This window comes from Psychroserpens damuponensis (assembly GCF_000826655.1).
GTDB lineage: Bacteria > Bacteroidota > Bacteroidia > Flavobacteriales > Flavobacteriaceae > Psychroserpens > Psychroserpens damuponensis.
In genome coordinates this window covers 96,361-120,750 of sequence record NZ_JXJO01000010.1, presented here as the reverse complement: position 1 = coordinate 120,750, position 24,390 = coordinate 96,361, and the positions used below count along the sequence as shown (strand labels likewise).

At 32.1% G+C, this 24,390-nt stretch carries 23 protein-coding genes; 12 read left to right on the top strand and 11 right to left on the bottom strand.

The annotated features are described in order from the left end of the window. The first annotated feature begins 5 nt into the window (after nucleotides 1-5). From TD29_RS04825 to TD29_RS04815, 3 genes are all read left to right on the top strand, one after another. Nucleotides 6-629 (top strand): ExbD/TolR family protein, encoded by a 624-nt coding sequence (locus TD29_RS04825; RefSeq protein WP_040279296.1) that lies wholly within the window; start codon nucleotides 6-8, stop codon nucleotides 627-629. A 16-nt stretch (nucleotides 630-645) separates the two neighbouring features. After that, on the top strand, nucleotides 646-1,122 hold the full coding sequence (locus tag TD29_RS04820; protein WP_040279295.1) for an ExbD/TolR family protein: 477 nt from the start codon (nucleotides 646-648) through the stop codon (nucleotides 1,120-1,122). 191 nt (nucleotides 1,123-1,313) lie between these two features. Beyond that, nucleotides 1,314-2,036 (top strand): porin family protein, encoded by a 723-nt coding sequence (locus tag TD29_RS04815; protein WP_040279294.1) that lies wholly within the window; start codon nucleotides 1,314-1,316, stop codon nucleotides 2,034-2,036. Between the two features lie 20 nt (nucleotides 2,037-2,056). Here the strand turns inward: TD29_RS04815 and TD29_RS04810 are convergent, their stop codons facing one another. Further along, entirely contained in the window at nucleotides 2,057-2,662 is a 606-nt protein-coding gene (locus TD29_RS04810; protein ID WP_241485206.1) for a hypothetical protein, read from the bottom strand. 239 nt (nucleotides 2,663-2,901) lie between these two features. Between TD29_RS04810 and TD29_RS04805 the strand changes: the two genes are divergently transcribed. The 7 genes from TD29_RS04805 (at nucleotide 2,902) to TD29_RS04775 (ending at nucleotide 7,943) form a co-directional block, all read left to right on the top strand. Beyond that, complete coding sequence (locus TD29_RS04805) at nucleotides 2,902-4,347, top strand: hypothetical protein (protein WP_040279291.1); 1,446 nt, start codon at nucleotides 2,902-2,904, stop codon at nucleotides 4,345-4,347. A gap of 32 nt (nucleotides 4,348-4,379) precedes the next feature. Next, nucleotides 4,380-4,844 carry a hypothetical protein gene (locus TD29_RS04800; protein WP_040279289.1) on the top strand — a complete coding sequence of 155 codons (465 nt, stop codon included), beginning with the start codon at nucleotides 4,380-4,382 and terminating at the stop codon, nucleotides 4,842-4,844. Nucleotides 4,845-4,956: 112 nt separating this feature from the next. Beyond that, nucleotides 4,957-5,730 carry a PoNe immunity protein domain-containing protein gene (locus tag TD29_RS04795; RefSeq protein ID WP_040279288.1) on the top strand — a complete coding sequence of 258 codons (774 nt, stop codon included), beginning with the start codon at nucleotides 4,957-4,959 and terminating at the stop codon, nucleotides 5,728-5,730. 154 nt (nucleotides 5,731-5,884) lie between these two features. After that, complete coding sequence (locus TD29_RS04790) at nucleotides 5,885-6,079, top strand: hypothetical protein (RefSeq protein ID WP_040279287.1); 195 nt, start codon at nucleotides 5,885-5,887, stop codon at nucleotides 6,077-6,079. A gap of 3 nt (nucleotides 6,080-6,082) precedes the next feature. Beyond that, nucleotides 6,083-6,448: a hypothetical protein gene (locus tag TD29_RS04785; RefSeq protein ID WP_040279285.1), complete on the top strand. Its 366-nt coding sequence runs from the start codon at nucleotides 6,083-6,085 to the stop codon at nucleotides 6,446-6,448. Between the two features lie 74 nt (nucleotides 6,449-6,522). Further along, complete coding sequence (locus tag TD29_RS04780; RefSeq protein ID WP_040279283.1) at nucleotides 6,523-7,311, top strand: immunity 49 family protein; 789 nt, start codon at nucleotides 6,523-6,525, stop codon at nucleotides 7,309-7,311. Nucleotides 7,312-7,316: 5 nt separating this feature from the next. After that, nucleotides 7,317-7,943, top strand: coding sequence for a hypothetical protein (locus TD29_RS04775; RefSeq protein ID WP_052466979.1), 627 nt, complete (start codon nucleotides 7,317-7,319; stop codon nucleotides 7,941-7,943). Nucleotides 7,944-7,945: 2 nt separating this feature from the next. On the opposite strand, the gene rpoN is transcribed toward TD29_RS04775, so the two are convergent. The 10 genes from rpoN to rplM form a co-directional block, all read right to left on the bottom strand. Continuing rightward, nucleotides 7,946-9,406: an RNA polymerase factor sigma-54 gene (rpoN, locus tag TD29_RS04770; protein WP_040279281.1), complete on the bottom strand. Its 1,461-nt coding sequence runs from the start codon at nucleotides 9,404-9,406 to the stop codon at nucleotides 7,946-7,948. 674 nt (nucleotides 9,407-10,080) lie between these two features. Further along, nucleotides 10,081-11,511, bottom strand: coding sequence for an asparagine--tRNA ligase (gene asnS, locus TD29_RS04765; protein ID WP_152611466.1), 1,431 nt, complete (start codon nucleotides 11,509-11,511; stop codon nucleotides 10,081-10,083). A gap of 30 nt (nucleotides 11,512-11,541) precedes the next feature. Beyond that, on the bottom strand, nucleotides 11,542-13,953 hold the full coding sequence (locus TD29_RS04760) for an efflux RND transporter permease subunit (protein ID WP_040279278.1): 2,412 nt from the start codon (nucleotides 13,951-13,953) through the stop codon (nucleotides 11,542-11,544). 176 nt (nucleotides 13,954-14,129) lie between these two features. Continuing rightward, on the bottom strand, nucleotides 14,130-15,407 hold the full coding sequence (locus TD29_RS04755) for a hypothetical protein (RefSeq protein WP_040279277.1): 1,278 nt from the start codon (nucleotides 15,405-15,407) through the stop codon (nucleotides 14,130-14,132). 61 nt (nucleotides 15,408-15,468) lie between these two features. Further along, nucleotides 15,469-16,026: a ribosome recycling factor gene (gene frr / locus TD29_RS04750; protein ID WP_040279276.1), complete on the bottom strand. Its 558-nt coding sequence runs from the start codon at nucleotides 16,024-16,026 to the stop codon at nucleotides 15,469-15,471. A gap of 51 nt (nucleotides 16,027-16,077) precedes the next feature. Continuing rightward, nucleotides 16,078-16,785 carry a UMP kinase gene (gene pyrH, locus TD29_RS04745; RefSeq protein ID WP_040279275.1) on the bottom strand — a complete coding sequence of 236 codons (708 nt, stop codon included), beginning with the start codon at nucleotides 16,783-16,785 and terminating at the stop codon, nucleotides 16,078-16,080. 162 nt (nucleotides 16,786-16,947) lie between these two features. Next, entirely contained in the window at nucleotides 16,948-17,913 is a 966-nt protein-coding gene (gene tsf, locus TD29_RS04740; RefSeq protein WP_040279274.1) for a translation elongation factor Ts, read from the bottom strand. 96 nt (nucleotides 17,914-18,009) lie between these two features. Continuing rightward, nucleotides 18,010-18,825, bottom strand: coding sequence for a 30S ribosomal protein S2 (gene rpsB / locus TD29_RS04735; protein WP_040279272.1), 816 nt, complete (start codon nucleotides 18,823-18,825; stop codon nucleotides 18,010-18,012). A gap of 240 nt (nucleotides 18,826-19,065) precedes the next feature. Then, complete coding sequence (gene rpsI, locus TD29_RS04730; RefSeq protein ID WP_040279270.1) at nucleotides 19,066-19,452, bottom strand: 30S ribosomal protein S9; 387 nt, start codon at nucleotides 19,450-19,452, stop codon at nucleotides 19,066-19,068. Further along, nucleotides 19,452-19,907: a 50S ribosomal protein L13 gene (rplM, locus tag TD29_RS04725; protein WP_040279269.1), complete on the bottom strand. Its 456-nt coding sequence runs from the start codon at nucleotides 19,905-19,907 to the stop codon at nucleotides 19,452-19,454. Before rplM ends, rpsI begins: the two co-directional genes overlap by 1 nt. A 390-nt stretch (nucleotides 19,908-20,297) precedes the next feature. Between rplM and TD29_RS04720 the strand changes: the two genes are divergently transcribed. Then, nucleotides 20,298-21,929, top strand: coding sequence for an ABC-F family ATP-binding cassette domain-containing protein (locus TD29_RS04720; RefSeq protein WP_040279267.1), 1,632 nt, complete (start codon nucleotides 20,298-20,300; stop codon nucleotides 21,927-21,929). 480 nt (nucleotides 21,930-22,409) lie between these two features. Then, nucleotides 22,410-24,383: a YgiQ family radical SAM protein gene (locus TD29_RS04715; RefSeq protein WP_040279266.1), complete on the top strand. Its 1,974-nt coding sequence runs from the start codon at nucleotides 22,410-22,412 to the stop codon at nucleotides 24,381-24,383. The last annotated feature ends 7 nt before the right edge of the window (nucleotides 24,384-24,390 follow it).

The following is a 24,390-nucleotide window of genomic DNA, read 5'->3' as shown; positions in this document are numbered from 1 at the left end:
TAATTATGGCAAAACGATCAGCACCAGAAGTGAATGCAGGCTCTATGGCCGATATTGCATTCTTACTTCTTATATTTTTCTTAGTAACAACGACAATCCCTAAAGATTCTGGGATAAATCGTAAGCTTCCTCCAATGGAGCCGCCTAACGATGATGAAGTTGTTATTAAGCAAAAGAATATTTTTACTGTTTTGATTAACGGTAAGGATCAATTATTAGTTGAAGATGAGTTAATGGAACTCAAAGATTTGCGTAAAGCTGCTATTGAGTTTTTAGATAATGGTGGTGGAACTGATGCCGCAGGTAATAGATGTGATTACTGTAAAGGTAAGCGAGATGCATCATCGTCTGATCATCCAGATAAAGCTATTATTTCTTTAAAGAATGAAAGAGAAACATCTTATGCGCAATATATTTCGGTGCAAAACGAATTAGTTGCTGCATATAATGATTTACGTAATATTAGAGCTTTAGAAGTAGGACCTAGAAAAGGGTTTAGCGACATGGATTTTGTTAAGATGGAAGAGAATTACAAGGATGCTAAATTCAATGGAAATAAAGAAAAACTCAAGGAAGTTATTGATCAAATTAGAAAAGAATATCCTGAGAAACTTTCTGAAGTACAATAAATAAAAACACTATAATATGTCTAAATTTAAAAGTAAAAAAGACAATGCGTTACCAGCTGTAAATACAGCATCTTTACCAGATATTGTTTTTATGCTACTGTTTTTCTTTATGGTAGTAACTGTAATGAGAGAAGATACGCTTATGGTTGAGCAAAGACTTCCTTTAGCTGATCAAGTTGAAAAACTAGAGAAAAAGTATCCTATTAGTTATATATATGCAGGTAAACCATCTAGTGGTTACAAAGATTTAGGTGATGAAGCGAGATTACAGCTTAACGATAAATTTGCAGATATTGAGGATATTCAAGCTTTTATTAATGCAGAACGAGCAGCTATTGCGAGAGAAGAATTAATTGATTTCTTAACCGTATCACTTAAAGTAGATAAGGAAGCGAATATGGGTATTGTTGGAGATATCAAAAAAGAACTCAGAAAAGCGAATGCACTTAAAATTAATTATTCTGTTGGTACAGGTAGTGCTTTAGATAATTAAGAAACAAACAGTATTGAATATACAAAAAAGCATCCATAATTTGGATGCTTTTTTTTATGTTATCCCGTGAAATATGTTATGATGTATTAGGTTATATTTGTATGACATTACAAGTGATTGTATGATTTTTTTACTAAGATTAACTATGGTATAACGAATAGCGTGTGACCAATGAAATTAAATATTAACATATGAAACAACTCCTTTATTTGTTTTTATTATTCCCCTTATTGTCGATTTCTGCACAAGAAGGCGATCAAGGTCTTAGTAAATCTATAGTACAAGATAGTATCAAAATTGTGGATGATGCGTATAGAGAAGATCAATTCTATGTGTCAGTTACCTACAATTTACTAGAAAATAAACCTGATGGTGTGTCTCAAAATGGTTTTTCTAGCGGATTTCATTTCGGATTTATTAGAGACATGCCAATAAACGCCCAACGTAATGTTGCTCTTGGTTTAGGTTTAGGTCTGTCTACAAATTCTTATAATCAGACATTACTTATTTCTAACAGTACTTCAGGTTACGAGTATACTGTTCTAGATGACGTAACTTACAGTAAAAATAAGTTTACTACGTATCTTGTTGAATTTCCTGTAGAGTTTAGATGGCGAACATCTACAGCGAAAGATTATGATTTTTGGAGAATCTATTCAGGAGTAAAATTGGGTTATGTATTCTATAATACCTCTAAATTTAGAGGTAGTCCCAATGATATTTCTCTATCAAATATTAGTGATATAAATAAATTACAAGTTGGACTTACACTTAGTGCAGGTTATTCAAATGTGAATTTTCATCTCTATTATGCGCTTAATGATATTTTTGATAAGTCTGCTAAACTGAGTAGTACTGGAGAGACTGTCGCTATGAATACTATTAAAATAGGACTACTCTTCTACATATTATAAACACTAAAAGTGTTTAATGTCTACATCCAATAATTTAATAAAATGAGTTGAGGCATTAAGCCTACAAAAAATCCCGCTATAAGCTCAACAGGTGTATGTGCTTTTAAATGAAGTCGTGATGTCGCAATAGCACCAATTATGATGCACATTAAAGCAAGGGTACCATTTATGTTTATCTTAAAATGGATAGCAACAGCTATAGCAAACATAAAAAATCCAGCAGATGCAATCATATGGATACTTGCTTTAAAATTCGCTAGAGCTAATGCAAAACACGTTATCGTTGAAATTAATATCCCAATAAAGAAAAAATGTAATTCAGGTATCTCGTCTTGAGGTAAAACACGTACTAAAATTAAAGTAATAATAATACTATTGATGAATAATGGTATGATGCGCTCTTTAACTGTTACTAAATGAAACGTATCTACTTTTTTAATAGTTCTTAATAGGTAAAATAATAAAATGGGTAAAACAATAGTGAGAATCGAAATAGAAAACATCTTGGCTTTCATTATAGATTCTGGAATAAAACGTGGGGTTTTAGAAAAATAAAATACAACACCCAGTAATGGCATTAATAATGGATGGAAAATGTATGATATGCTTTTGAGGAGTTGGTTCAAAATATTCTAGTTATTTAAATCAAAGTTAACCAATATATTTAAATGTTTATTCAATTTAAAAACCAAACTATATTATAGAAAATATTTTGCAATATAGATTATTTTCTATATATTTATTATGAAATTTTTGTCGACGCTAAATTTTGAGTATTACATCTATTCATGAGAATAGATGTGACTTTATATAAATAATTTAAACGTAACAAAAAATTAAAAGAATTAAGTACTTCACACATTTATTGCTGTTAATTACAGTTTTTACCTTTACCAATTGTCAAGAGGAAGAATTTATTATCGAATCAGCTCAATCTACAAATGAGTTGTTATTTCATCAAACCAGATATGTATTTGAAGATGAAATCGATCAAAACAGGTTACTATCAGAAATTTTATGTGACTTAAAAACGAAACCATTAAAGTCTAAAAAAGGTGCAGAAAGCAGACTAATTTATAATAGTGATTATGACTTTACTATTGAAACTGATTTTGCAAAATATATGGAGTCTTTTGATGGGACATTTCATTCTTATACATTTCAAATAATTCAAAATGATGTTGAAACTACAACACTTGATAATCTCGTCTTATTTTCTATTGATGGAGCTGCTTATAATGCAAAGCTTATAAAATACACACTATCAGAAGATCAGTTAAATCAACTAATAAACGAAGATCACATAGATTCAAATCTTGAAGTGGAAGTTATTGATTTAGAAGGAGATTTTAATAGTTATTTGCAGCGAGCTGAAGGTGATTGTGAATTTGACATAAGCGTACAGCACGTAACACCTGCAGGAAATACCTTTATTTTTATTGAAGGTGTTAGTACATGTCATCATGTTGGTGAATGTGATGTAAATATTGTAATAACATTAGATTGTCCAGAAACGAGTTCAGGTAGTTCAGGACCCGGAAGTACAACTGGCAACTCTAATCCTATTGGACCAACGGGAAATTCGAACACAGGAGGTAGCTCAGCTGGAGGTAATGTTTATACTTCACCTTCGAGCACAGTTATGCATGTTCGCGCCATCAAATTAATGCTTGATATTGATGTAAATGATTCTGATTTTTTAGATTGGTTAGAAGCACCAGAAAATATTTTTACTGTAATAAGAAATTACCTTGTATTAATAGAAAATAAAGATGAAAATGGAGATATACCTCAACACATAATTGATAATACCAGTTTAGGTTTAAGAGCTGAATACGTAAATGACGAAACTGATCCAAAATGGAATTTTGATAATTCAGGAACATTTAACAACATCAGCTCTTTACAGTTTATTGCAACTTATAACATTCCAAACAATGGTGGTACCATGTATTTGCTTGACAATGGTGGAAATCCAAATTCATATCAAGCATTACTTGTATCTCAATCACCGTACAATATAAATGGACAATATAATAATACAATAGGTCCAACAGACATCCCTTTAGACGGTGTTTATTCTTACATATATGATTATAATTCAAAACAATTTTACGAGTTTGGTTTACCACTTCCAGATTTTGACTGTTTGTCATGTGATTTGAATGATTTTTTTGAATATGTTTTAACAAATACTCTAATAATTACTGGTCGATATTTTTTACCACTAGAAGATATTGTAATCCTTATTGATGGAAAGGATTTTGAAGGAGTTGAACAGAGTAGAGCATTAGCAGCTGCATTTTTATAATAGATAGAATACCAGGTGGACAAGCATTTAAATTGATAAAAGGTGTAAGATATGCAGATGAATTAATAGAAATAGGTCAAGTTGTAATAAAAAAAGCAGATGAATTTTTTGATGCTGTTGCTAAAACTCAAAGAGAAATAATTGATAATGTATTAGATGGAACAGATTGGTATGAATTAGATTTGTTTAATAATACAATAAGAAAAGGTAACTTTGGAGAAATGGTTACAGATGTAGATATGTATACAAAAGGCTATGAGCCAAAGCATATAAGATCTATAAATTTAGATGATCCTTCAGTACTAAATGGAGGTATAGATCATATATTTAAAAACCCTCAAACGGGAGAATTTGTAATTATTGATAGTAAATTTAATAATTCTACTTTAGGAAATCTTGCTGATGGCACTCCACAAATGAGTTCAGGTTGGATTGAAGGAGGTAATAGATTATGCAGCAGGAGGAAATCAAAATTTAGTAGATGCAATATTGAGTGAGGGTTATACAAGTGTCGTAGCAAAAATATCTCAAGTCAATGGAGTAATTACGTACTATCAATTAGACGAGTTTGGGGAAATTATAGGAGTAGGGACACCGTAAATTTGTGTTATGAGAGATAAATTGAAAAGCTTAGAATATTTTAATTCTTATATTAAAACTTTTAATGAGAGCATATATAAGCAGTCTTTAAAAGTTTACAATGATGAGATAAAAATCAATAGACTTCAATCAGTTAAAAAAGGAATATGTGATTCATACTTAAAACTTTTAAGAGCAAAATATTCAAGAGGAGACGATATGAATTCAAAAAGTGTTCTAGATAATTATCATGAAATGATATTATTAATGAATAATTATTGGACAGAAGGTCATTTAAATAAAATACAATACAAAAAGAATAATAAATTAATGGTTTTAAACCAATATTCTTTATCTAGTTTTTTAAATATTCTTGACATTTTATCATTAGGAGTTTTAATAAACATATCGTCTACAGACTTTAAAATATTGGTTAATTTAATAGATAATGATAATGTGTTAGATTTTTTATTTGATTTTCTTATTAGATCTAAAGTACCTGGTAAAGAGTCTGTTAAAAATGAATCGTATAAAGATTATTTTGGAATTAATGAAAAATATAATGTCTTAAAGGAAATAATTTTTATTGATGATAGAGTTTTAGCTCAAAAAAAATTAAAAATGTTTTTAGAGAATGATTGGTATAATAGTTTTAAAAATGAATCTATTTATGGTTTGCATACTAGTGAATATAATGTTTACAATGGTTATTGGTGCTTTGTGTCAGCAGCCATCGTCAAAATCAAAAACTTAGATGATAGCTCTTTTAGAGACAATCAATATTACCCTAAAGATTTAGTTTAATTTTAAAGTTAACCCTCAAGGCTTTTGTCTTGAGGGTTTTGATACTATTTTAATTAAAACTGAAAATGGAGTAATTACAGATATTATCATCAATGAAAGTAAGCAAGTCACGAATGGGGCAATCTCTTTAAGTACGACAAATTGTTGTACTCAAATGACTGATGCTTGGGTTGATGATGTTTTAATTAGGATGAGAAATTTAAATCAAAATGGTAATGATCAACAAATAAAGAGTTTAGGTGATGACATATTCAATTATATAAATTCTCAAGGTGAAATAACTAAGTTAGTTTCTGGAGTTGACAAAGTTACTGGAGAACTGGTAATTGGTAACATATCTAGTTTTTAAAATATGCAGATAAATTTGAAAGAATCTTTAGAAAATAACTTTAATCGCTCTATTAAAGAAAGTTTAGAGAGAGAGGAAATATTAATTACTAACCCTTCTCACAAAAAAATTAAAACTTTAGTTAATTACCAATGGTATGATTGTGTAAAGTTATTTCTATATGAGTTTTTTATTAACGAAGATTTATTTAAAGCTAAGAATCATCTTTTTAATGCTGGAAAATCTGATGAATTTCTAACTAAATATTTTGAATCTTATATAAGACCAGAGATTATTTACGATAGAATCACATATATTCTATTAAGCGATAGCAAAGAACTCATCAAGTCCTTTTCAAATTGGAAATTTAAAACAATGATTTCTTTTTAAAAAACGGAGCTTCTGGATTTATCGTTCAAGAGATTCTAAAAGGCAATAATAAAAGAGCTTTAGAATTAATTGATGTGTTTGAAAAAAAGCATAGAAAGTATTATTTCAAAGACAAAGATGCTCAAATGTATAGAGCAATAGTTAATAATAACAAGAAAGAAGTAGAAGAACTCTTAGAGTTCTTCGTACTTCCTTCTACGTATAAAAAGCGTAATGATAATCTAGCTATTTATAAAGATTTATATGTGATGCCAGCTTTAGGTTTTGCCAAACTAGCATGGATAAATGGTCTTGAAGTAGATATAGATCATCCATTATTACCTAATACACTATTACCAATACAACCAAATGATAATTATGAGATTGAGTATGAGTTTTTGAAACCAGGTTATAAACCTAATATCAAAACCAAAGAAGAAAAACCAAAACCAAATGCTAAATACAAAAAGCACAAGCCAAAAAATAAAATAGAGGTAACAAAGACAATCATAAAACAACTTATAATAGATAATTGGGATGCAACCTATACTCAAAAAGAGCTACAAGACAATGTAGATTTAATATATTTTGCATTTACAGATCCTCAAGAGTTTGATAAAGTACATTATGAGTTTGCTAAGTTGGGTAATTATCATATTTCTCACCAGGACCAAAATTATATTTATATTGAAAAAAAACCATTCACAAATATATTTACGACCTTTAACGATGAAATAGATTATTTTTTTGATGTTGTGAATGTTTGCTTTGATATTATGGGAATTCAACTTGTAGACGATGAGCAATATGAGACGCTTAAAAAACAATTAGAGAATAATAGAGATAATAAAAGAGGCTTCCTCGGAAAGTTCTTTAATAATTAAAAAAGATGTTTAAAAAAATATTTGGAAACGCTTCCAAAAAAGAACAACAAAACATAGAAAAATCTGTAGAGCAGATTAAACAAGGAAAGTTCAATAAAATATATCCAATTTTAAAACCAGGAAATTGGGTTGGTATACAACAAGGTGCTTTAACACAAACACTTTTAGGCACTCCAGAAAACCCAAAAGTAGTCATTGCTTATGGTTATGATACACCAGATAATTTTATTTTTTTAACGCAAAAGGATTTAGAGAAAAGATCATCAGGTGACATAATAAATGAGGCTTACGCTAATCTAGAGAATTTTAATACAGAATTTACACCTTCAAAACAGTTAAATAATCTTGTGTTAACTTCTAGCGGTCATGATTTTTCTAGTGAGCGTATATTATTAAAATCTCACATGGATAAAGCACATGCATTTTTAAATGCTGAAGAATTAATAGTGTCAATCCCTAGACGAAGGTGCATGATGGTTATGCCTAAAATACCTAATAGAGATCTATTACAAACTTTTATAAACTTACACAAAAATGCTTGGATAGATGATAATTATGGTAATCCTCAAATAACAGATGTTTTTTTCTTTGTAAAATCGGGTAAGATTGTTGGCAGTATGCCTATGAAGTAAAATTAAATCTTCTTCCTCAACCTAGCCACAGAAATATCTAACTGTTCTCTATATTTAGCAACTGTTCTCCTAGCAATTGGGTAGCCTTTTTCTTTTAAAATTTTGGCTAATTTCTCATCAGTCAATGGCTTTTTCTTGTCTTCTTCTTCAATAACAGTTTCTAATATTTTTTTGATTTCACGAGTAGACACCTCTTCACCTTGGTCATTAGTCATAGATTCACTAAAAAATTCTTTAATCAGTTTAGTACCATAAGGTGTATCTACATACTTACTATTGGCAACACGAGATACTGTAGAAACATCCATCTCAATCTCGTCTGCAATATCTTTTAAAATCATGGGTTTAAGATTACGCTCATCACCAGTAAGAAAGTATTCTTTTTGATAATGCATAATAGCACTCATGGTCACGAAAAGTGTTTGTTGACGTTGTCTAATCGCTTCTATAAACCATTTAGCAGCATCTAACTTTTGTTTAATAAACATGACAGCATCCTTTTGAGATTTACTCTTGTCTTTAGCCTCTTTATAACCTTTCATCATGTTGCTATATTCTCTAGACACATGAAGCTCAGGCGCATTTCTACCATTTAAAGTGAGTTCGAGTTCGCCATCAACAATCTTAATTGCAAAATCAGGGACCACATGCTCAACTCTTTTATTATTGCCAGCGTAAGAGCCTCCTGGTTTAGGGTTCAAACGTTCTATTTCTTCTATAGCATCTTTAAGTTGATCTTCAGTAATATCAAATTTTTGAAGTAACTTTTTATAATGCTTCTTTGTAAATTGATCAAAAGCTTTATCAATGATATCACAAGCGAGTTCTACATCTGGATATTTTTCTTTTCTATGTAATTGTATACTTAAACATTCTTGTAAGCTTCTTGCACCAACTCCAGCAGGATCTAATTGATGTACTTTATGTAATACTTTTTCAATTTTATCTTCCGTAGTAAATACATTTTGAGTGAAGGCTAAATCATCCATAATATCACTCAAAGATCTACGTATATAACCGCTTTCATCTACACTACCCACTAAAAACTCTGCAATTTCTCGCTCTTCTTCACTAAGCCTAAACGTATTTAATTGATTACGCAAATGTTGGGTGAATGATGTTCCTGCCGCATAAGGCATTACTTTTTCCTCATCATCACTACTATAATTGCTTACTTGAGTTCTGTAATCAGGTACATCATCATCACTTAAATACTCATCAATATTAATATCTTCAGTATTTATTTCTTCATTGTCATTGTAGTCATCTTCAGAGTTATCAAACTCATCAAATTGATCTTCAGCCTTCTCTTCCTTACCTGTATCAAGTGCAGGATTTTCTTCTAACTCTTGTTTTATACGCTGCTCAAAAGCTTGTGTAGGCAATTGTATCAACTTCATAAGCTGAATTTGTTGCGGTGACAATTTCTGTGATAGTTTAAACTGTAAGTACTGTTTGAGCATTGGTTGTGTTGGTTTTAAGTAAAGTTAAAAAAACTATTGATACACGCTTACAAATATTGTGCCTTTTAAGAATAATTTAGATAATGAGGTTGTCTTCGGAAATGTGACGACTTGAATACTAAGACCTAATAAGATTAAAATGTCATTCAGAAGGATCCCGATAACTATCGGGAGACTGAAGAATCTTTATTAGAATTTAGATTTTTCACTTTGCTCTGAATGAGGGATCTGGGTATTTAATTTAAATGCTCTGCCAATGTTGGTGTTTTCCACCAACATCCTTACTTTTTTAAATCTCAAACATTCATTTTTTTCTTGATAAAAAAACGAACCAAAAAAATCAAAACTGAACCGTATATTCCTAAAAATTTCTTTCACTTCGGCACAAAAATAAGGTGTTGGAATATTCAGATTGATTTATCTACCAATTAATGATTCTAAATTTAAAGAAATAATAGTCTTACTACGATTTTTGTTTGACCCTTCGTTTCAATTCATTTTTCACGGAATATACGCTTAGATTAACCTGTTTTTAGAATATTTGTTTTAACTAGAAAGACCTGTCACGTTCCAAAAACCTGACAGATCTGAATATTAAAAATATACAATTTATAATTTCTTTCTTATTCGCAACTCAAAGCAAAAAGCCATGAGATACCTGCTTTCGCAGGTATTTAAAATTCCGCATTTTGAGGTGTACGAGGATAAGGGATCACATCTCTAATATTACCCATACCAGTTGCAAACATAACTAAACGCTCAAAACCTAATCCAAATCCAGAGTGTACTGCTGTACCATATTTACGTAAGTCTAAATACCACCATAATTCTTCTTCTGGGATATCTAAAGCTTTCATTTTTTCTTTTAATACATCTAAACGCTCTTCTCGTTGAGAGCCTCCTACCATTTCTCCAATACCAGGGAATAAGATATCCATTGCACGAACGGTTTTACCATCTTCATTTAAACGCATATAAAACGCTTTAATGTTTGCAGGATAATCAAATAAAATAACAGGGCATTTAAAGTGCTTTTCTACTAGAAAACGTTCGTGCTCAGATTGTAGATCTGCTCCCCATTCTTCAATAATATAATTGAATTTCTTTTTCTTATTGGGTTTAGAATTCTTTAAAATATCAATAGCTTCGGTATAGCTAACACGTTTAAAATTATTGTCTACAACAAATTTAATTTTTTCAATCAAGCTCATTTCAGAACGTTGTGCTTGAGGTTTTGTTTTTTCTTCATCTAATAAACGTTTGTTTAAAAACTCTAAATCTTCAAGATTATGTTCTAAAACGTAGCGTAATACAGATTTCATAAAGTCTTCGGCTAAATCCATATTACCAGCCAAATCCATAAATGCCACTTCAGGCTCAATCATCCAAAATTCTGATAAATGACGTGATGTATTAGAGTTTTCTGCTCTAAAGGTTGGTCCAAATGTGTACACTTTTCCAAGAGACATGGCAAAGGTTTCTGCTTCTAATTGACCAGATACTGTTAAATTGGTCTCTTTTCCGAAGAAATCTTTTTTATAATCCACATTTCCGTGGTCATCTAAAGGCGGATTTTTAGCATCTAAAGAACTCACTCTGAACATTTCGCCAGCACCTTCGGCATCACTACCTGTTATGATTGGTGTGTGCATATAATAAAACCCATTCTCATTAAAGTATTTATGAATGGCAAATGAAAGTGAAGAGCGTAAACGCATTACAGCACTAAAGGTATTTGTTCGTGTACGTAAATGTGCATTTTCTCTTAAAAACTCAAAGGTGTGTTTTTTAGGTTGGATTGGGTACTCTTCAGGATCAGAATCGCCTAGAATTTCAATCGAAGATACTTGTATCTCTACCTTTTGACCTTTACCTTGACTCTCTACTAATTCTCCTTTAATATGAACCGCAGCACCTGTGGTGATACGTTTTAAAATGGCTTCATCTGTGTTTTCAAAATCAACCACACATTGTATATTATTTATCGTAGAACCGTCATTTAAAGCAATGAAACGATTAGATCTAAATCCTCTAACCCAACCTTTAATTTCTAAAGGTTGAAACGTAATATCTTGAGTTAATAATTGTGAAACTGTATAGCTCATTATTTTAAAATTTTATGCAAATATAAATGTTTATGACATAGTTTGTTCTTCAGAATCATCATCATCGTCTTCCGTAGGAATAATATTAATAGATGGTTCTTTTAAAGTGTCTTTATTAGCAATACTTCGTTCTAATGATAATAATAACGAAGGCAATAATAATAAATTAGATAACATTGCGAATACTAATGTGATTGAAACTAAGGCTCCTAATGCGACTGTGCCACCAAAACTTGAAGTTGTAAAAACAATGAAACCAAAAAATAAGACGATAGATGTGTAAAACATACTAACACCTGTTTCGCGTAAAGCTGCGTAAACTGATTTTCGTATTTTCCAGTGGTTAGCTAATAATTCTTGCCTGTATTTTGCTAAGAAATGTATGGTGTCATCTACAGAAATTCCGAAGGCAATACTAAATACTAATATGGTAGATGGCTTAATTGGTACGCCTAGATAACCCATTAAACCAGCAGTAATTACTAGAGGTAATAAGTTTGGAATTAGAGAGACAATAATCATTTTAAACGACCTAAACATATAAGCCATAAATAGTGAGATTAAGAAAATAGCTAGCGATAATGAGATCGCAAGATTTTTAACTAAGTATTTTGTTCCTTTTTGAAATACTAAAGCTTTACCAGTCATGGTAACGTTGTAACGATCCTCTGGAAAGACTTTATTAATTTTATTGTGTAAATCTTCTTCAATACGTTCCATTTTATCGGTCCCAATATCTTTCATGAACGTTGTTATACGTGCATATTGACCAGTACTATCTACAAAGTTTTGAAGTAAATCGACATCTGATGATGAGTTTTTAGCATAGGATAAAATAAAACTGTTTTCTTGGCTAGTTGGTAATTGGTAATATTTAGGGTTGCCATTATAATACGCTTGCTTGCTATATTTTACTAAACTAACTACAGAAATAGGTCGAGACAACTCAGGAATTTCATCAATAAGATCTTCAACTTCTTCCATTTTTTTGAGCGTACTCAATTTCATGACACCTTTTTTGCGTTTGGTGTCTACCATAATTTCCATAGGCATGATGCCATCAAACTCTTCTTCAAAAAACCTAATGTCCTTAAAAAAAGCTTCTTCTTTTGGCATATCTTCAATGAGGCTACCTGAAATTTTAATTTGGTACATTCCAATAATACTAACAATTATAAGCACTAATGATGTGGCGTAAATTGTTATTTTTTGTTCTCGCACCATACGCTCAATCCAATTGACAAAACCGCCAATCCATCGTTTATTAAGATGTTCGAGGTGACGTTCTTTTGGAAACGGTAAAAATGTATAAATGATTGGAATTACAAATAAACATAAAAGAAATATAGCAAGAATACTCAGGGAAGCGACAATCCCAAATTCTTTTAATAACTGACTTTCTGTTAAAATAAAAGTAGCAAAACCAGAAGCTGTTGTCACATTGGTCATTAGAGTTGCATTTCCAACTTTAGTAATGACCCTTTGTAATGATTTTACTTTATTACCATGAAGTTTAACTTCACGTTGGTATTTATTAATTAAGAAAATACAATTAGGAATACCAATAACGATAATTAAAGGCGGAATTAATGCTGTTAAAACAGTAATTTCATAATTTAGTAAGCCTATGATTCCAAAGGTCCACATAACGCCTACACAAACGACAATGAGTGAGATGAACGTTGCCCTAAATGATCTAAAAAAGAAAAAGAATATAAGTGAAGTAACACCAAGTGCTAAGCCAATAAAAAGCCCTATTTCATCTACAATATTTTGTGCGTTTAACGTTCTAATATAAGGCATTCCAGAAACCCTTACATTTAGCCTATTATTGTCTTCAAAATTTCTAATCCTAGCATCTAGAACGTCCATTATAAAGTCTTTTCTGGCAGCTGTGTTTACAATCTCTTTTTTAAGATAGATGGCAGTTCTAATCGTTTTCGTTTCGGTATTAAACAAAAAATTGTCATAAAACGGATACTGTTTAAACAACTCGTTTTGTAGTGTGTCTATTTGTGCAATTGAAGTAATTGAGTCGTTAATAAATGGAACGAGGTCAAATTTTTCTAGCTCTTTATTTTTGACTAATTTTTGAAGATCACCTAGCGATACTACAGTTTCAACTTCGTCATATGCTTTAAAATCTTCAGAGAGTTGATTCCAAGCGTTTAACTTGTCTACGGTAAATAACGTAGAATCTTTTACGCCTAAAACTATGAGGTTACCTTCTTCACCAAATATATTTAAGAATTCATTATAAGTGACGTTGACCTCATGTTCATCTGGTAATAAGTTGGCTTCAGTGTAGCTAAAGCGCATGTTTTCCCATTGTGAGCTAAAGAAAATAGTAGCCAAAATAATGACTACTAAAATGCCAATTTTATTGCGTAAAATTAATCGCGCAATAACTTCCCAGAAATTTTTATTAAAGAGTTTAAACATGTGTGATTTAAAACTGGAGCAAAGTTAGAAAAAACATAGGGATAAGGCTATTGAACTTGTTTAAACTTTTTTGATAAACTAAAAAAAAGATGGTTTATATAAACAGGTTGCTTTTTTGAGCATTTTAGTAAGGCTTAAAGCTGAGCATAAATATATTGTATGCCAATTAAAATTACCTATAAATTAACATTAAACGTAAACTTAACAGCAACATTATCTGCAAATGCTGGTAAATGGTAACCACCATAACGATAAGCGCAACTTAAACCGAAACCAAAAAGAAGCCTATTCATTTCAAAACCTGCTTCAGAGTAACCTTTTGAAAGTGTTCCAAATTCTATGTCTTGATGACGCTCTTTATTAGTCATGTTACCAATAGCCATTCTAGAAATAAGGACTAATTGAGGTCTGTAACGTTCTGTAATTTTAAATGGTTTTACAAAATGCTTTAGTTGAAGTGTTGTAAATCGATCTGAGAAAAATTCATTAAAATACATGGTCTCAAAACTATTTATACCAGCTACCGAAAATCGTTGAAATATAGTCTCTTTAGTGATGTTGTTAGGATATGCATGGTATAAATGCGTTAATGGTGTGTTTCCCAAGGCCAAACCGGTTGTCACTGTTGCTTCTGTAAAAGAGTGCTTATTATGTATAAATTTATGAACGGTTCTAAAATCTGTTTTATAGAAATTAAAATCTCCTTTTATTTCATTTTTAATACTTTGAGAGACTTGAAATGTAAATTTTGGATAGCCTTCTTTTACTGCCGAAACTCCTTTTTTATTAATAATAGTTTTGTTAAAAGGACTCCATTGCAATGCTAATTTTACACTCGTAATGTCAAAACTCCTATAAGACCTATCATCAATATTAAACCTATAGTCATAAGTTGGCTCAATGTTGCTAGTAGCAATTTCTAGTTCAGACAATAAGTTATTTGAAAACTTATGTTCTATAGATAGCGCCTTGGTGATATGCTTATGAAATAAATCTATATTTAGTAAACGTGGCTCAAAAAAAGAGAAAAAACGTTTATCTGTTAAAAAGGTTGAGCTACCTGTTTCTTGAAGATCATCTGTGTAAGATAAATTTATCCAGGTGTTTGTAGCTTCATTCACTCTAAAGCCACCGCCTATTTTGTATTTGAATCTATGATCTCTAAATCCATAAACAACATAACTATTTATTCTATATTTTTCAGAAAAATCATTGCTCGTTACACCACCAAGTCCAGTTCTTAAACCTTCATATTGGTTATATTTAACAAGGTATTTTAAGTCAACATTTATAAATTTAGTTGGAAAAAAACCATTGCCAAGTTGTTTAATAAACTCTCGTTTACTTATAGAGTCGTTTTTAGCACCTGTAGAGTCATTTTCAGTTTTAGGCGTTTGAGAATATAGTGCACAAGTACAGAGCGTAATTATAATTAAGCAAATAACCTTGTGCATGTAATATTGAATAAATGGGATTAATTAAAAAAAGCGACAATAGATTAGTCGCTTTTTGAATTTATACGGTCATAATTTCTTTTTCCTTGACATCAAAAATATCGTCTATTTTTTTAACGTATTTATCGGTCATTTGTTGTACATCAATCTCTGCATTTTTTTGCTGATCTTCTGATGCATCATCAAGATTTTTTATATCGTTATTTGCATCTTTTCGAGCATTTCGTACACCAACTTTGGCATCTTCAGCTTCGGCTTTTGCTTGTTTTGAGAGATCACGTCGTCGCTCTTCAGTTAGAGGCGGCACGTTAATGATAATTGTTTCACCATTATTCATTGGGTTAAAACCTAAGTTAGCGTAGGCGATACCACGTTCAATTTCTTGTAGCATGTTTTTTTCCCAAGGTTGCACAGTAATGGTTCTACCGTCTGGTGTATTCACATTAGCCACTTGTGAGAGTGGTGTTTGAGATCCATAATAGTCAACCATAACACTGCCTAACATTGCAGGACTCGCTTTACCAGCTCTTATGTTTACAAATTGCTTTTCTAGATGCTTCAAAGTGTCATCCATACTTTCTTTTGTAGAATCTAATATAAATTTTATGTCTTCGTTCATTTTTATATAACTTTAATTACTAAAATACTTACCAAAAAATAAGTCAAATTTTTATAAGTTTACCATAGTACCTATATTTTCTCCAGTAACTACTTTCATTAAGTTACCTTTTTTATTCATATCAAATACTATAATTGGTAATTTGTTTTCTTGACTTAAAGTGAATGCAGTAGTATCCATGACTTTAAGACCTTTTCTTAATACATCATCAAAAGTAATGTGATCAAATTTTACGGCTGTTGTATCTTTTTCAGGATCTGCATTATAAATACCATCAACACGAGTTCCTTTTAAAATAACATCCGCTTCAATTTCTATAGCTCTTAAAACTGCTGCAGAATCTGTAGTGAAATAAGGATTACCTGTTCCACCACCAAAAATAACGACGCGTCCTTTTCTAAGATGACTCATTGCTTTTCTTCTAATAAAAGGCTCTGCAACTTCATTAATTTTAATCGCGGTTTGCAAGCGGGTTTTTACATTGGCATCTTCTAATGCATTTTGTAAGGCTAAACCATTTATAACGGTTGCTAACATTCCCATGTGGTCACCTTGAACACGATCCATACCTGCCATAGCTCCAGCAACACCTCTAAAAATGTTTCCACCTCCAATTACAATAGCGACTTCAACACCTAAATCGGTAATTTCTTTAATGTCTTTGGCATACTCAGATAATCGTTCAGGATCAATACCATATTGACGTGATCCCATTAGAGCTTCACCTGATAATTTAAGTAGGATTCTTTTGTATTTCATAGTTTAAGCAATGCTTTTTTAGAGATTCCTACATAAGTAAGAAAATAAGGTTTAGCAAATATAATGAATTATGTAATTTAGAAAAGTAGATTTTAAAATGAGTTCATAAAAAAACCTCTCAACAAGTGAGAGGTTAGATTTTATATAAAGTACAATAAGATTTTATCCTACAGTAGCACGTTTAAATCCTGTAACAGAAACATCACCATAAGTTGCTACGTGTTGAGCAACAGTTTGTTTCTCATCTTTAATAAATCTTTGATCTAATAAACATTGTTCTTGATCTAAAGTTGTATTGTCAGAAATGAAACGATCCATTTTTCCTGGTAATATTCTATCCCATATTTGTTCTGGCTTTCCTTCAGCTTTTAGTTCAGCTTTTGCAGCTTCTTCGGCTTGAGCAATAACTTCTGGAGTTAATTGTGCCATTGAAATATAACTAGGTACATTTTTTAATGTTTTACCTAAACGTCCTAATTCTATATTGTCTTTTTCAATAACGGCAATTCTAGCTTCAGTTTCTGATGCGATGAATGCTGCGTCAAAATCTTTGTAAGATAAAGAAGTTGCTCCCATAGAAGCTACTTGCATTGCGATATCTTTTACTAATACTTCAGCGTTATCAACTTTTGCCGATAAACCTACTAAAGCAGCAATTTTATTAATGTGAACATATTGTCCAACATAAGGTGCGTCTAATTTTTCAAAAGCAGTGATGTCTAATTTCTCACCAATAACTCCTGTTTGCTCAACTAATTTTTCGGCAACAGTCATTCCACCAAAATCTGCAGCTAAAAATGCTTCTTTTGTGTCGTGGTTTAATGCGATATCTGCTAAATCATTAGCTAATGCTACGAAAGATTCGTTTTTTCCAACGAAATCTGTTTCACAACCTAATACGATTGCAACACCAGAGGTGTTATCTGCATTTATTTTTGCAACTGCTGCACCTTCAGATGAGTCTCTGTCAGCTCTTTTTTCTGCAACTTTTTGACCTTTTTTACGAAGTACGTCAATGGCTTTGTCAAAATCACCTTCTGCTTCAACTAAGGCTTTTTTGCAGTCCATCATTCCTGCACCTGTAGCTTGTCTTAATTTATTTACTTCTGCTGCTGTTACTTTTACCATAACTTCAAAATTGTTTTAAAATTTAAAAAAGTCGTTTAATTTAAACTTTCCGAAGAAAACAACTAAACGACTTTTCTATATTGTATAATTGTTAATTTATTCTTCTTCGTTAGTTGCAACTGGTGCTGCTACTTTAGCTTTAGGTTCAGCTTTTTTCTCAGCTTTTACTTCTTTTTTAGCTGCAGGTGATTTCTCACTTTTAGCGTCTTTTTCAGCTTTTTCTGATTTTCTTTCGGCTAATCCACCTGCTACTGCAGATTCTACTGCAGACATAATGCATTCAATAGATTTAGAAGCATCATCATTAGAAGGAATTAAGTAATCAACTTCACGAGGGTCAGAATTTGTATCTACCATTGCAAAGATTGGAATTTTTAATTTCTGTGCTTCTTTAATAGCAATGTGCTCACGTTTGATATCTACAACAAATAATGCTCCAGGTAAACGTGTCATATCAGAGATAGAACCTAAATTCTTTTCTAATTTTGCTCTTTGACGATCTACTTGTAAACGTTCCTTTTTAGAAAGCGAGTTGAATGTACCGTCTTTCTTCATACGATCAATCATAGCCATTTTTTTAACAGCTTTTCTAATTGTTACGAAGTTGGTTAACATTCCACCAGGCCATCTTTCTGTAATGTAAGGCATGTTTACATTTCCTGCTTTTTCAGCAACGATGTCTTTAGCTTGTTTTTTTGTAGCAACAAACAAGATTTTCTTTCCAGAGGCAGCAATTTTACTTAATGCTTCTCCAGTTTCTTGAATTTTTGCTTGGGTTTTGTAAAGGTTGATAATATGGATCCCATTACGCTCCATATAAATGTAAGGCGCCATGTTTGGATCCCATTTTCTTGTAAGGTGACCAAAGTGTACACCTGCTTCTAGTAAGTCTTTAACTTCTACTTGTTTCATGTTGTAATCGTTTACGTTCTGTTAAATTAGCAATGACTAAGTGGTTGCTTTTGCTCGCCTTAATCATTTAGATGCTAAACTGTACCTGAACTCGTTTCAGGATTTTTTTAATCGCTACGGAAATTCTAATACTTTAGGATTCTCGCATTTGTAATAAAAGCTGTTCTGATCTTTGACCAGAACAGCTTTGAAATTTTTTTATATTCCGAAGAACATTCAGAATAATAAAAAGGAATAGGATTAACGTTTCGAGAATTGGAACTTTTTCCTTGCCTTCTTTTGACCAAACTTTTTACGTTCAACCATACGAGGGTCTCTAGTTAATAATCCTTCTGGCTTTAATATTAGTCTGTGTTCTGCATCAACCTCACACATTGCGCGAGATAATGCTAAACGAATCGCTTCTGCTTGGCCTGTAATACCACCACCAAAAACGTTTACTGTAATATCAAAGTTGCCATCGTTGTTAGTCATGACTAAAGGTTGGTTTACTTTATACTGCAATGTTGCAGTCGTAAAATAATCCGTCATGTCTTTTTTGTTTACCGTGATCTTGCCTTTTCCTTCAGCAAGGTACACACGAGCAACAGCCGTCTTTCTACGACCGATTTTGTGAATTACTTCCATTAGTTAACTTTGTTTAAGTCTATTGTTTTAGGTTTTTGAGCTTCATGTTTGTGCTCAGAACCTACAACAACATTTAAATTACGGAATAAATCTGCACCTAATTTGTTTTTAGGGAGCATTCCTTTTACTGATTTTTCTACGATTCTTGCTGGATCTTTTCCAAACAATTCAGTCGCAGTTAAACTTCTTTGACCACCTGGATAACCTGTGTGACGAATGTACGTTTTGTCATTCCACTTGTTTCCTGATAAGTTGATTTTTTCTGCATTGATAACAATAACGTTATCTCCACAATCAACATGTGGTGTGAAGTTAGTCTTGTGTTTACCTCTTAAAAGTATTGCTACTTTAGAGCATAAACGACCTAGCGTTTGATCTGCAGCGTCAACTAAAACCCACTCTTTATTAACAGTAGCTTTGTTTGCTGAAATCGTTTTGTAGCTTAATGTGTCCACACTTATTAATATTAGTTGCCTGTACACGACAGACGGTTAAACTTTCTCTCTCGAAAAGAGTTTGCAAATTTACGATTATATATTTGATTACCAAATACTAAATGATCATAATTTTAAGGCGCTTTAAAAATTGTGCCTTTTTTATGTGTTCCTGTTGAAATAAAGCAGGTTACAGTGTTTGTCTAACTTTAAGTAATTCTAGTAAACACCGTATAGCAGCCAAGCAAATAAGATGGCTTGCTTTTGCTTTGTTTTAAATGTTTTGTATGGCGTAAACTATATTTCTGGGTTTACTTCATGAATATCAACTTCCAAAATAATTTATAATTTATAGTATTTGAGTAAAACTAAATGTCACTTTTGTTAGTTTTGCAATCTTAATAATTGATTATGATTTCAGTAGATAATTTAGCAGTAGAATTTAGTGGCCACACCTTGTTTAGTGATGTGTCTTTTACAATTAATACCGATGATAAAATTGCGCTAATGGGTAAGAATGGTGCAGGTAAATCCACCATGATGAAAATTATTGCAGGTGTTCAAAATGCAACTCGCGGAAACGTGAGAACACCAAAAGATGCTATTATCGCTTATTTACCACAGCATTTATTGACTGAAGATAATACAACTGTTTTTGATGAAACCTCAAAAGCATTTAGTCATGTGTTTGACATGCGTGATGAAATGGAAGACCTCAACAAACAGCTCGAAACGAGAACAGATTATGAGAGTGACGACTATATGAAAATTATAGAGCGTGTTTCAGATTTAGGTGAAAAGTATTATGCCTTAGAGGATGTAAACTATGATGCCGAAGTTGAAAAGGCTTTAAAAGGTTTAGGGTTTAAACAAGAAGATTTTACAAGACAAACCAATGAGTTTTCGGGTGGTTACCGCATGCGAATTGAATTGGCAAAAATTTTACTACAAAAACCAGATTTGATTTTACTGGATGAGCCAACCAATCATATTGATATAGAATCTGTGATTTGGTTAGAAGACTTTTTGGTAAATAAAGCCAATGCTGTTGTTGTAATTTCTCACGATCGTGCTTTTATTGATAATATTACCAATCGAACTATTGAAGTCACAATGGGTCGTATTTATGATTATAAAGCAAAATATTCGCATTACTTGCAGTTGAGAGAGGACAGACGAGCGCATCAAATAAAAGCGTACCAGGAGCAACAAAAATTTATTGCCGACAATCAAGCATTTATTGACCGATTTAAAGGCACATATTCTAAAACAAATCAAGTGTCGTCTCGTGAGCGTATGCTTGAGAAATTACAAATTATAGAAATTGATGATGTAGATACATCTGCATTGAAATTGAGATTTCCTCCAACACAACGCTCGGGTGATTATCCTGTAACGGTCAAGGATGTTTCTAAATCGTATGATGAGCATGTGGTGTTTAAAAATGCTAATATGTCTATAGCAAGAGGAGAGAAAGTGTGTTTTGTAGGGCGAAATGGAGAAGGAAAATCAACTATGATAAAAGCCATCTTAGGTGAAATTGATGTAGAGGGTACTTGTGCTTTGGGTCATAATGTAAAGGTTGGCTATTTTGCTCAAAATCAAGCCGCATTGCTAGATGATGATTTAACCATTTTTCAAACGGTCGATGAGGTTGCCAAAGGTGATGTGAGAACTCAAATTAAAAATATATTGGGTCGCTTTATGTTTAAAGGTGATGAGATAGATAAAAAAGTAAGTGTGTTGTCTGGTGGAGAAAAAACCAGATTAGCTATGGTGAAGTTATTGTTAGAGCCTGTGAACTTACTTATTCTAGATGAGCCAACCAATCACTTAGATTTGAAGTCTAAAGATGTGTTAAAAGAAGCGCTACAAAGTTTTGATGGTACACTTGTTTTAGTTTCTCACGATCGTGATTTTTTACAAGGGTTATCTAATAAAGTTTTTGAATTTAAAAATCAGCGTGTGATTGAGCATTTTGAAACTATTGATGCGTTTTTAGAGCGTAATAGAATTGAAAGTGTCAAGGCTCTTGATTTGTAGTGTTCTTTGTTATTAAGAGCAAAGCGAAGAATCTCACTTATTGATATAGTATTGTTTTAAAAAAAGATAATTTTTTCACATAAATAAATCCATCTTTTTTTGTTTATGCTCATTTTGGTTTTCTATTTTATTAAATAGGTATTCATGAATGCATTGTATTTGTATTGAAACAAATTGCGCAGCATATCATGAACTCCATAAAATAAGTATAGACAAATAAACGAACCAATAATTCAAAATCAAGTCAAGAATTTTTTTCATGTTTTATATTTAACTCAATATTATTTTTCATTTCTGCTTACTGCGTTAGCGATTGCAATGAAAAGCCCACAGTGAGGCACGAACGAGGACTTGCAATGGAAAGCGCGACCTAAGCGATCCTGCAAGGTTTTGAAAACCTTGTAGGTGTGAGTGTGGTAACGCCCAAAAAATTAACACTATTATGAAAGGCACCTCATTTTTAACTACTTTTGCAGAGTTATGCAAGAAGAATTAAGACTTTCTGATTGGTTACCTACCACAAACAAAGAGGTGAAAATTCGCGGTTGGCAAGAGCTAGATGTGATATTATTTAGTGGAGACGCTTATGTAGATCATCCAACGTTTGGTCCTGCGGTTATTGGCCGTTTGTTGGAAAGTATGGGTTTGAAAGTTGCGATTGTACCGCAACCGAGTGTAACAGATAATCTTCAGGATTTTGTGAAATTAGGGAAGCCAAGATTGTTTTTTGGTGTGACTGGTGGTTGTATGGACCCTATGATTAGTAATTATAATGCTAATAAAAAACGAAGAGACAAAGATGCGTATACACCAAATGGTGATATTGGGTTTAGACCAGATTATGCATCTAGTGTGTATTCTAATATTTTAAAAGAAAAGTGGCCAAATACACCTGTGTTAATTGGAGGTATTGAAGGCTCTTTACGTCGTGTTACCCATTATGATTATTGGAGTGATAAGCTTATGCCAACTATTTTAGAAACCTCTAAAGCAGATATGTTGGTTTATGGAATGGGTGAACAACCTTTACGAGAAATTGTGCGTTTGCTAGAAAAAGGTGTGCCTTTTAATAGTATAAATACGGTGTTGCAAACTGCTGTGCTTTTAAATGAAGATGAAAAAATCCCTAAAAATGCGAATTGGGTAGATGTGGAAATCGCATCTCACGAGGTGTGTTTGAGTGATAAGAAAAAATATGCTTCTAACTTTAAGGTGATAGAGCAGGAATCTAATAAATTGGCTGCACGACGCATTTTTCAAAAGGTAGGCGATAGGACGTTGATGATTAATCCGCCATATCCAACCATGACAGAAGCTGAAATTGATGCTTCTTTTGATTTGCCATACACACGATTACCACATCCAAAATATAATAAGCGTGGACCAATACCAGCTTATGAGATGATTAAGACTTCTATAAACATTCACAGAGGTTGTTTTGGTGGTTGTAGCTTTTGTACAATATCGGCACATCAAGGAAAATTTATAGCGTCTCGTAGTCAGGAGTCTATTTTAAAAGAAGTTGATAAGGTTGCTAATATGCCAGATTTTAAAGGCTATTTGAGTGACATTGGTGGACCGAGTGCCAACATGTATCAAATGAAAGGTAAAGTACAGTCTATTTGTGATAAGTGTGTGGCACCTAGTTGTATTTCGCCAGTAATTTGTAGTAATTTAGATACGTCTCACAAGCCGTTAACCGAATTGTATCAAGCTGTAGATAGCCATCCCAAGGTTAAAAAATCGTTTATAGGTTCTGGTATTAGACATGATATGCTCGTGCCAGAGTTTAATAAAAATGCCGATCCTAAAGAATTAGACGATTATACTGAAGAAGTAATGACCAAACATGTGTCTGGTCGTTTAAAAGTAGCTCCAGAACATACGAGTGATCCTGTTTTAAAATTGATGCGAAAACCGTCGTTTAAATACTTTCATAAGTTTAAAGAACGTTTTGATAAGATTAATATTAAAAAGGGTTTAAAACTACAATTGATTCCTTATTTTATATCTAATCATCCTGCTTGTGAAGTTGAAGATATGGCAAATCTTGCTGCTGAAACTAAAGATATGGGTTTCCAATTAGAGCAAGTGCAAGGGTTTACACCAACACCTATGACGGTTGCTACTGTGATTTATTATAGTGGTTACCATCCTTACACACTTAAAAAAGTAAATACGCCAAAAACTAGAAAAGAAAAAGATGAACAACACCGATTTTTCTTTTGGTATAAAGATGAAAATAAAGCTTGGATTAAAAAGACATTAAATAAAGTTGGACGTCAAGATTTATTAAAGGTTTTACTTCCTGAGAAAACCGAAAAATGGCGTAAAAACAAGCCAAACGGTGAAGCTAAAAATACGTTTAATGATGCTGTACCTTTTAATCAACGGAAACCAGAGGATAAGGTGAGGTTTAAAAAGAAACGTAAACCTAAGAAACGTCGACGTTAATTCCTTG

What these genes read in the sequence shown, in the direction of transcription:
- TD29_RS04820 (WP_040279295.1), top strand. Translation starts at nt 646, where the DNA reads ATGTCTAAATTTAAAAGTAAAAAAGACAATGCGTTACCAGCTGTAAAT.
- TD29_RS04755 (WP_040279277.1), bottom strand. Translation starts at nt 15,407, where the DNA reads ATGCACAAGGTTATTTGCTTAATTATAATTACGCTCTGTACTTGTGCA.
- TD29_RS04760 (WP_040279278.1), bottom strand. Translation starts at nt 13,953, where the DNA reads ATGTTTAAACTCTTTAATAAAAATTTCTGGGAAGTTATTGCGCGATTA.
- frr (WP_040279276.1), bottom strand. Translation starts at nt 16,026, where the DNA reads ATGAACGAAGACATAAAATTTATATTAGATTCTACAAAAGAAAGTATG.
- pyrH (WP_040279275.1), bottom strand. Translation starts at nt 16,785, where the DNA reads ATGAAATACAAAAGAATCCTACTTAAATTATCAGGTGAAGCTCTAATG.
- TD29_RS04825 (WP_040279296.1), top strand. Translation starts at nt 6, where the DNA reads ATGGCAAAACGATCAGCACCAGAAGTGAATGCAGGCTCTATGGCCGAT.
- rpsB (WP_040279272.1), bottom strand. Translation starts at nt 18,825, where the DNA reads ATGAAACAAGTAGAAGTTAAAGACTTACTAGAAGCAGGTGTACACTTT.
- TD29_RS04815 (WP_040279294.1), top strand. Translation starts at nt 1,314, where the DNA reads ATGAAACAACTCCTTTATTTGTTTTTATTATTCCCCTTATTGTCGATT.
- rpoN (WP_040279281.1), bottom strand. Translation starts at nt 9,406, where the DNA reads ATGCTCAAACAGTACTTACAGTTTAAACTATCACAGAAATTGTCACCG.
- TD29_RS04790 (WP_040279287.1), top strand. Translation starts at nt 5,885, where the DNA reads ATGACTGATGCTTGGGTTGATGATGTTTTAATTAGGATGAGAAATTTA.
- asnS (WP_152611466.1), bottom strand. Translation starts at nt 11,511, where the DNA reads ATGAGCTATACAGTTTCACAATTATTAACTCAAGATATTACGTTTCAA.
- TD29_RS04795 (WP_040279288.1), top strand. Translation starts at nt 4,957, where the DNA reads ATGAGAGATAAATTGAAAAGCTTAGAATATTTTAATTCTTATATTAAA.
- TD29_RS04775 (WP_052466979.1), top strand. Translation starts at nt 7,317, where the DNA reads ATGTTTAAAAAAATATTTGGAAACGCTTCCAAAAAAGAACAACAAAAC.
- tsf (WP_040279274.1), bottom strand. Translation starts at nt 17,913, where the DNA reads ATGGTAAAAGTAACAGCAGCAGAAGTAAATAAATTAAGACAAGCTACA.
- TD29_RS04720 (WP_040279267.1), top strand. Translation starts at nt 20,298, where the DNA reads ATGATTTCAGTAGATAATTTAGCAGTAGAATTTAGTGGCCACACCTTG.
- TD29_RS04785 (WP_040279285.1), top strand. Translation starts at nt 6,083, where the DNA reads ATGCAGATAAATTTGAAAGAATCTTTAGAAAATAACTTTAATCGCTCT.
- TD29_RS04715 (WP_040279266.1), top strand. Translation starts at nt 22,410, where the DNA reads ATGCAAGAAGAATTAAGACTTTCTGATTGGTTACCTACCACAAACAAA.
- rpsI (WP_040279270.1), bottom strand. Translation starts at nt 19,452, where the DNA reads ATGGAAGTAATTCACAAAATCGGTCGTAGAAAGACGGCTGTTGCTCGT.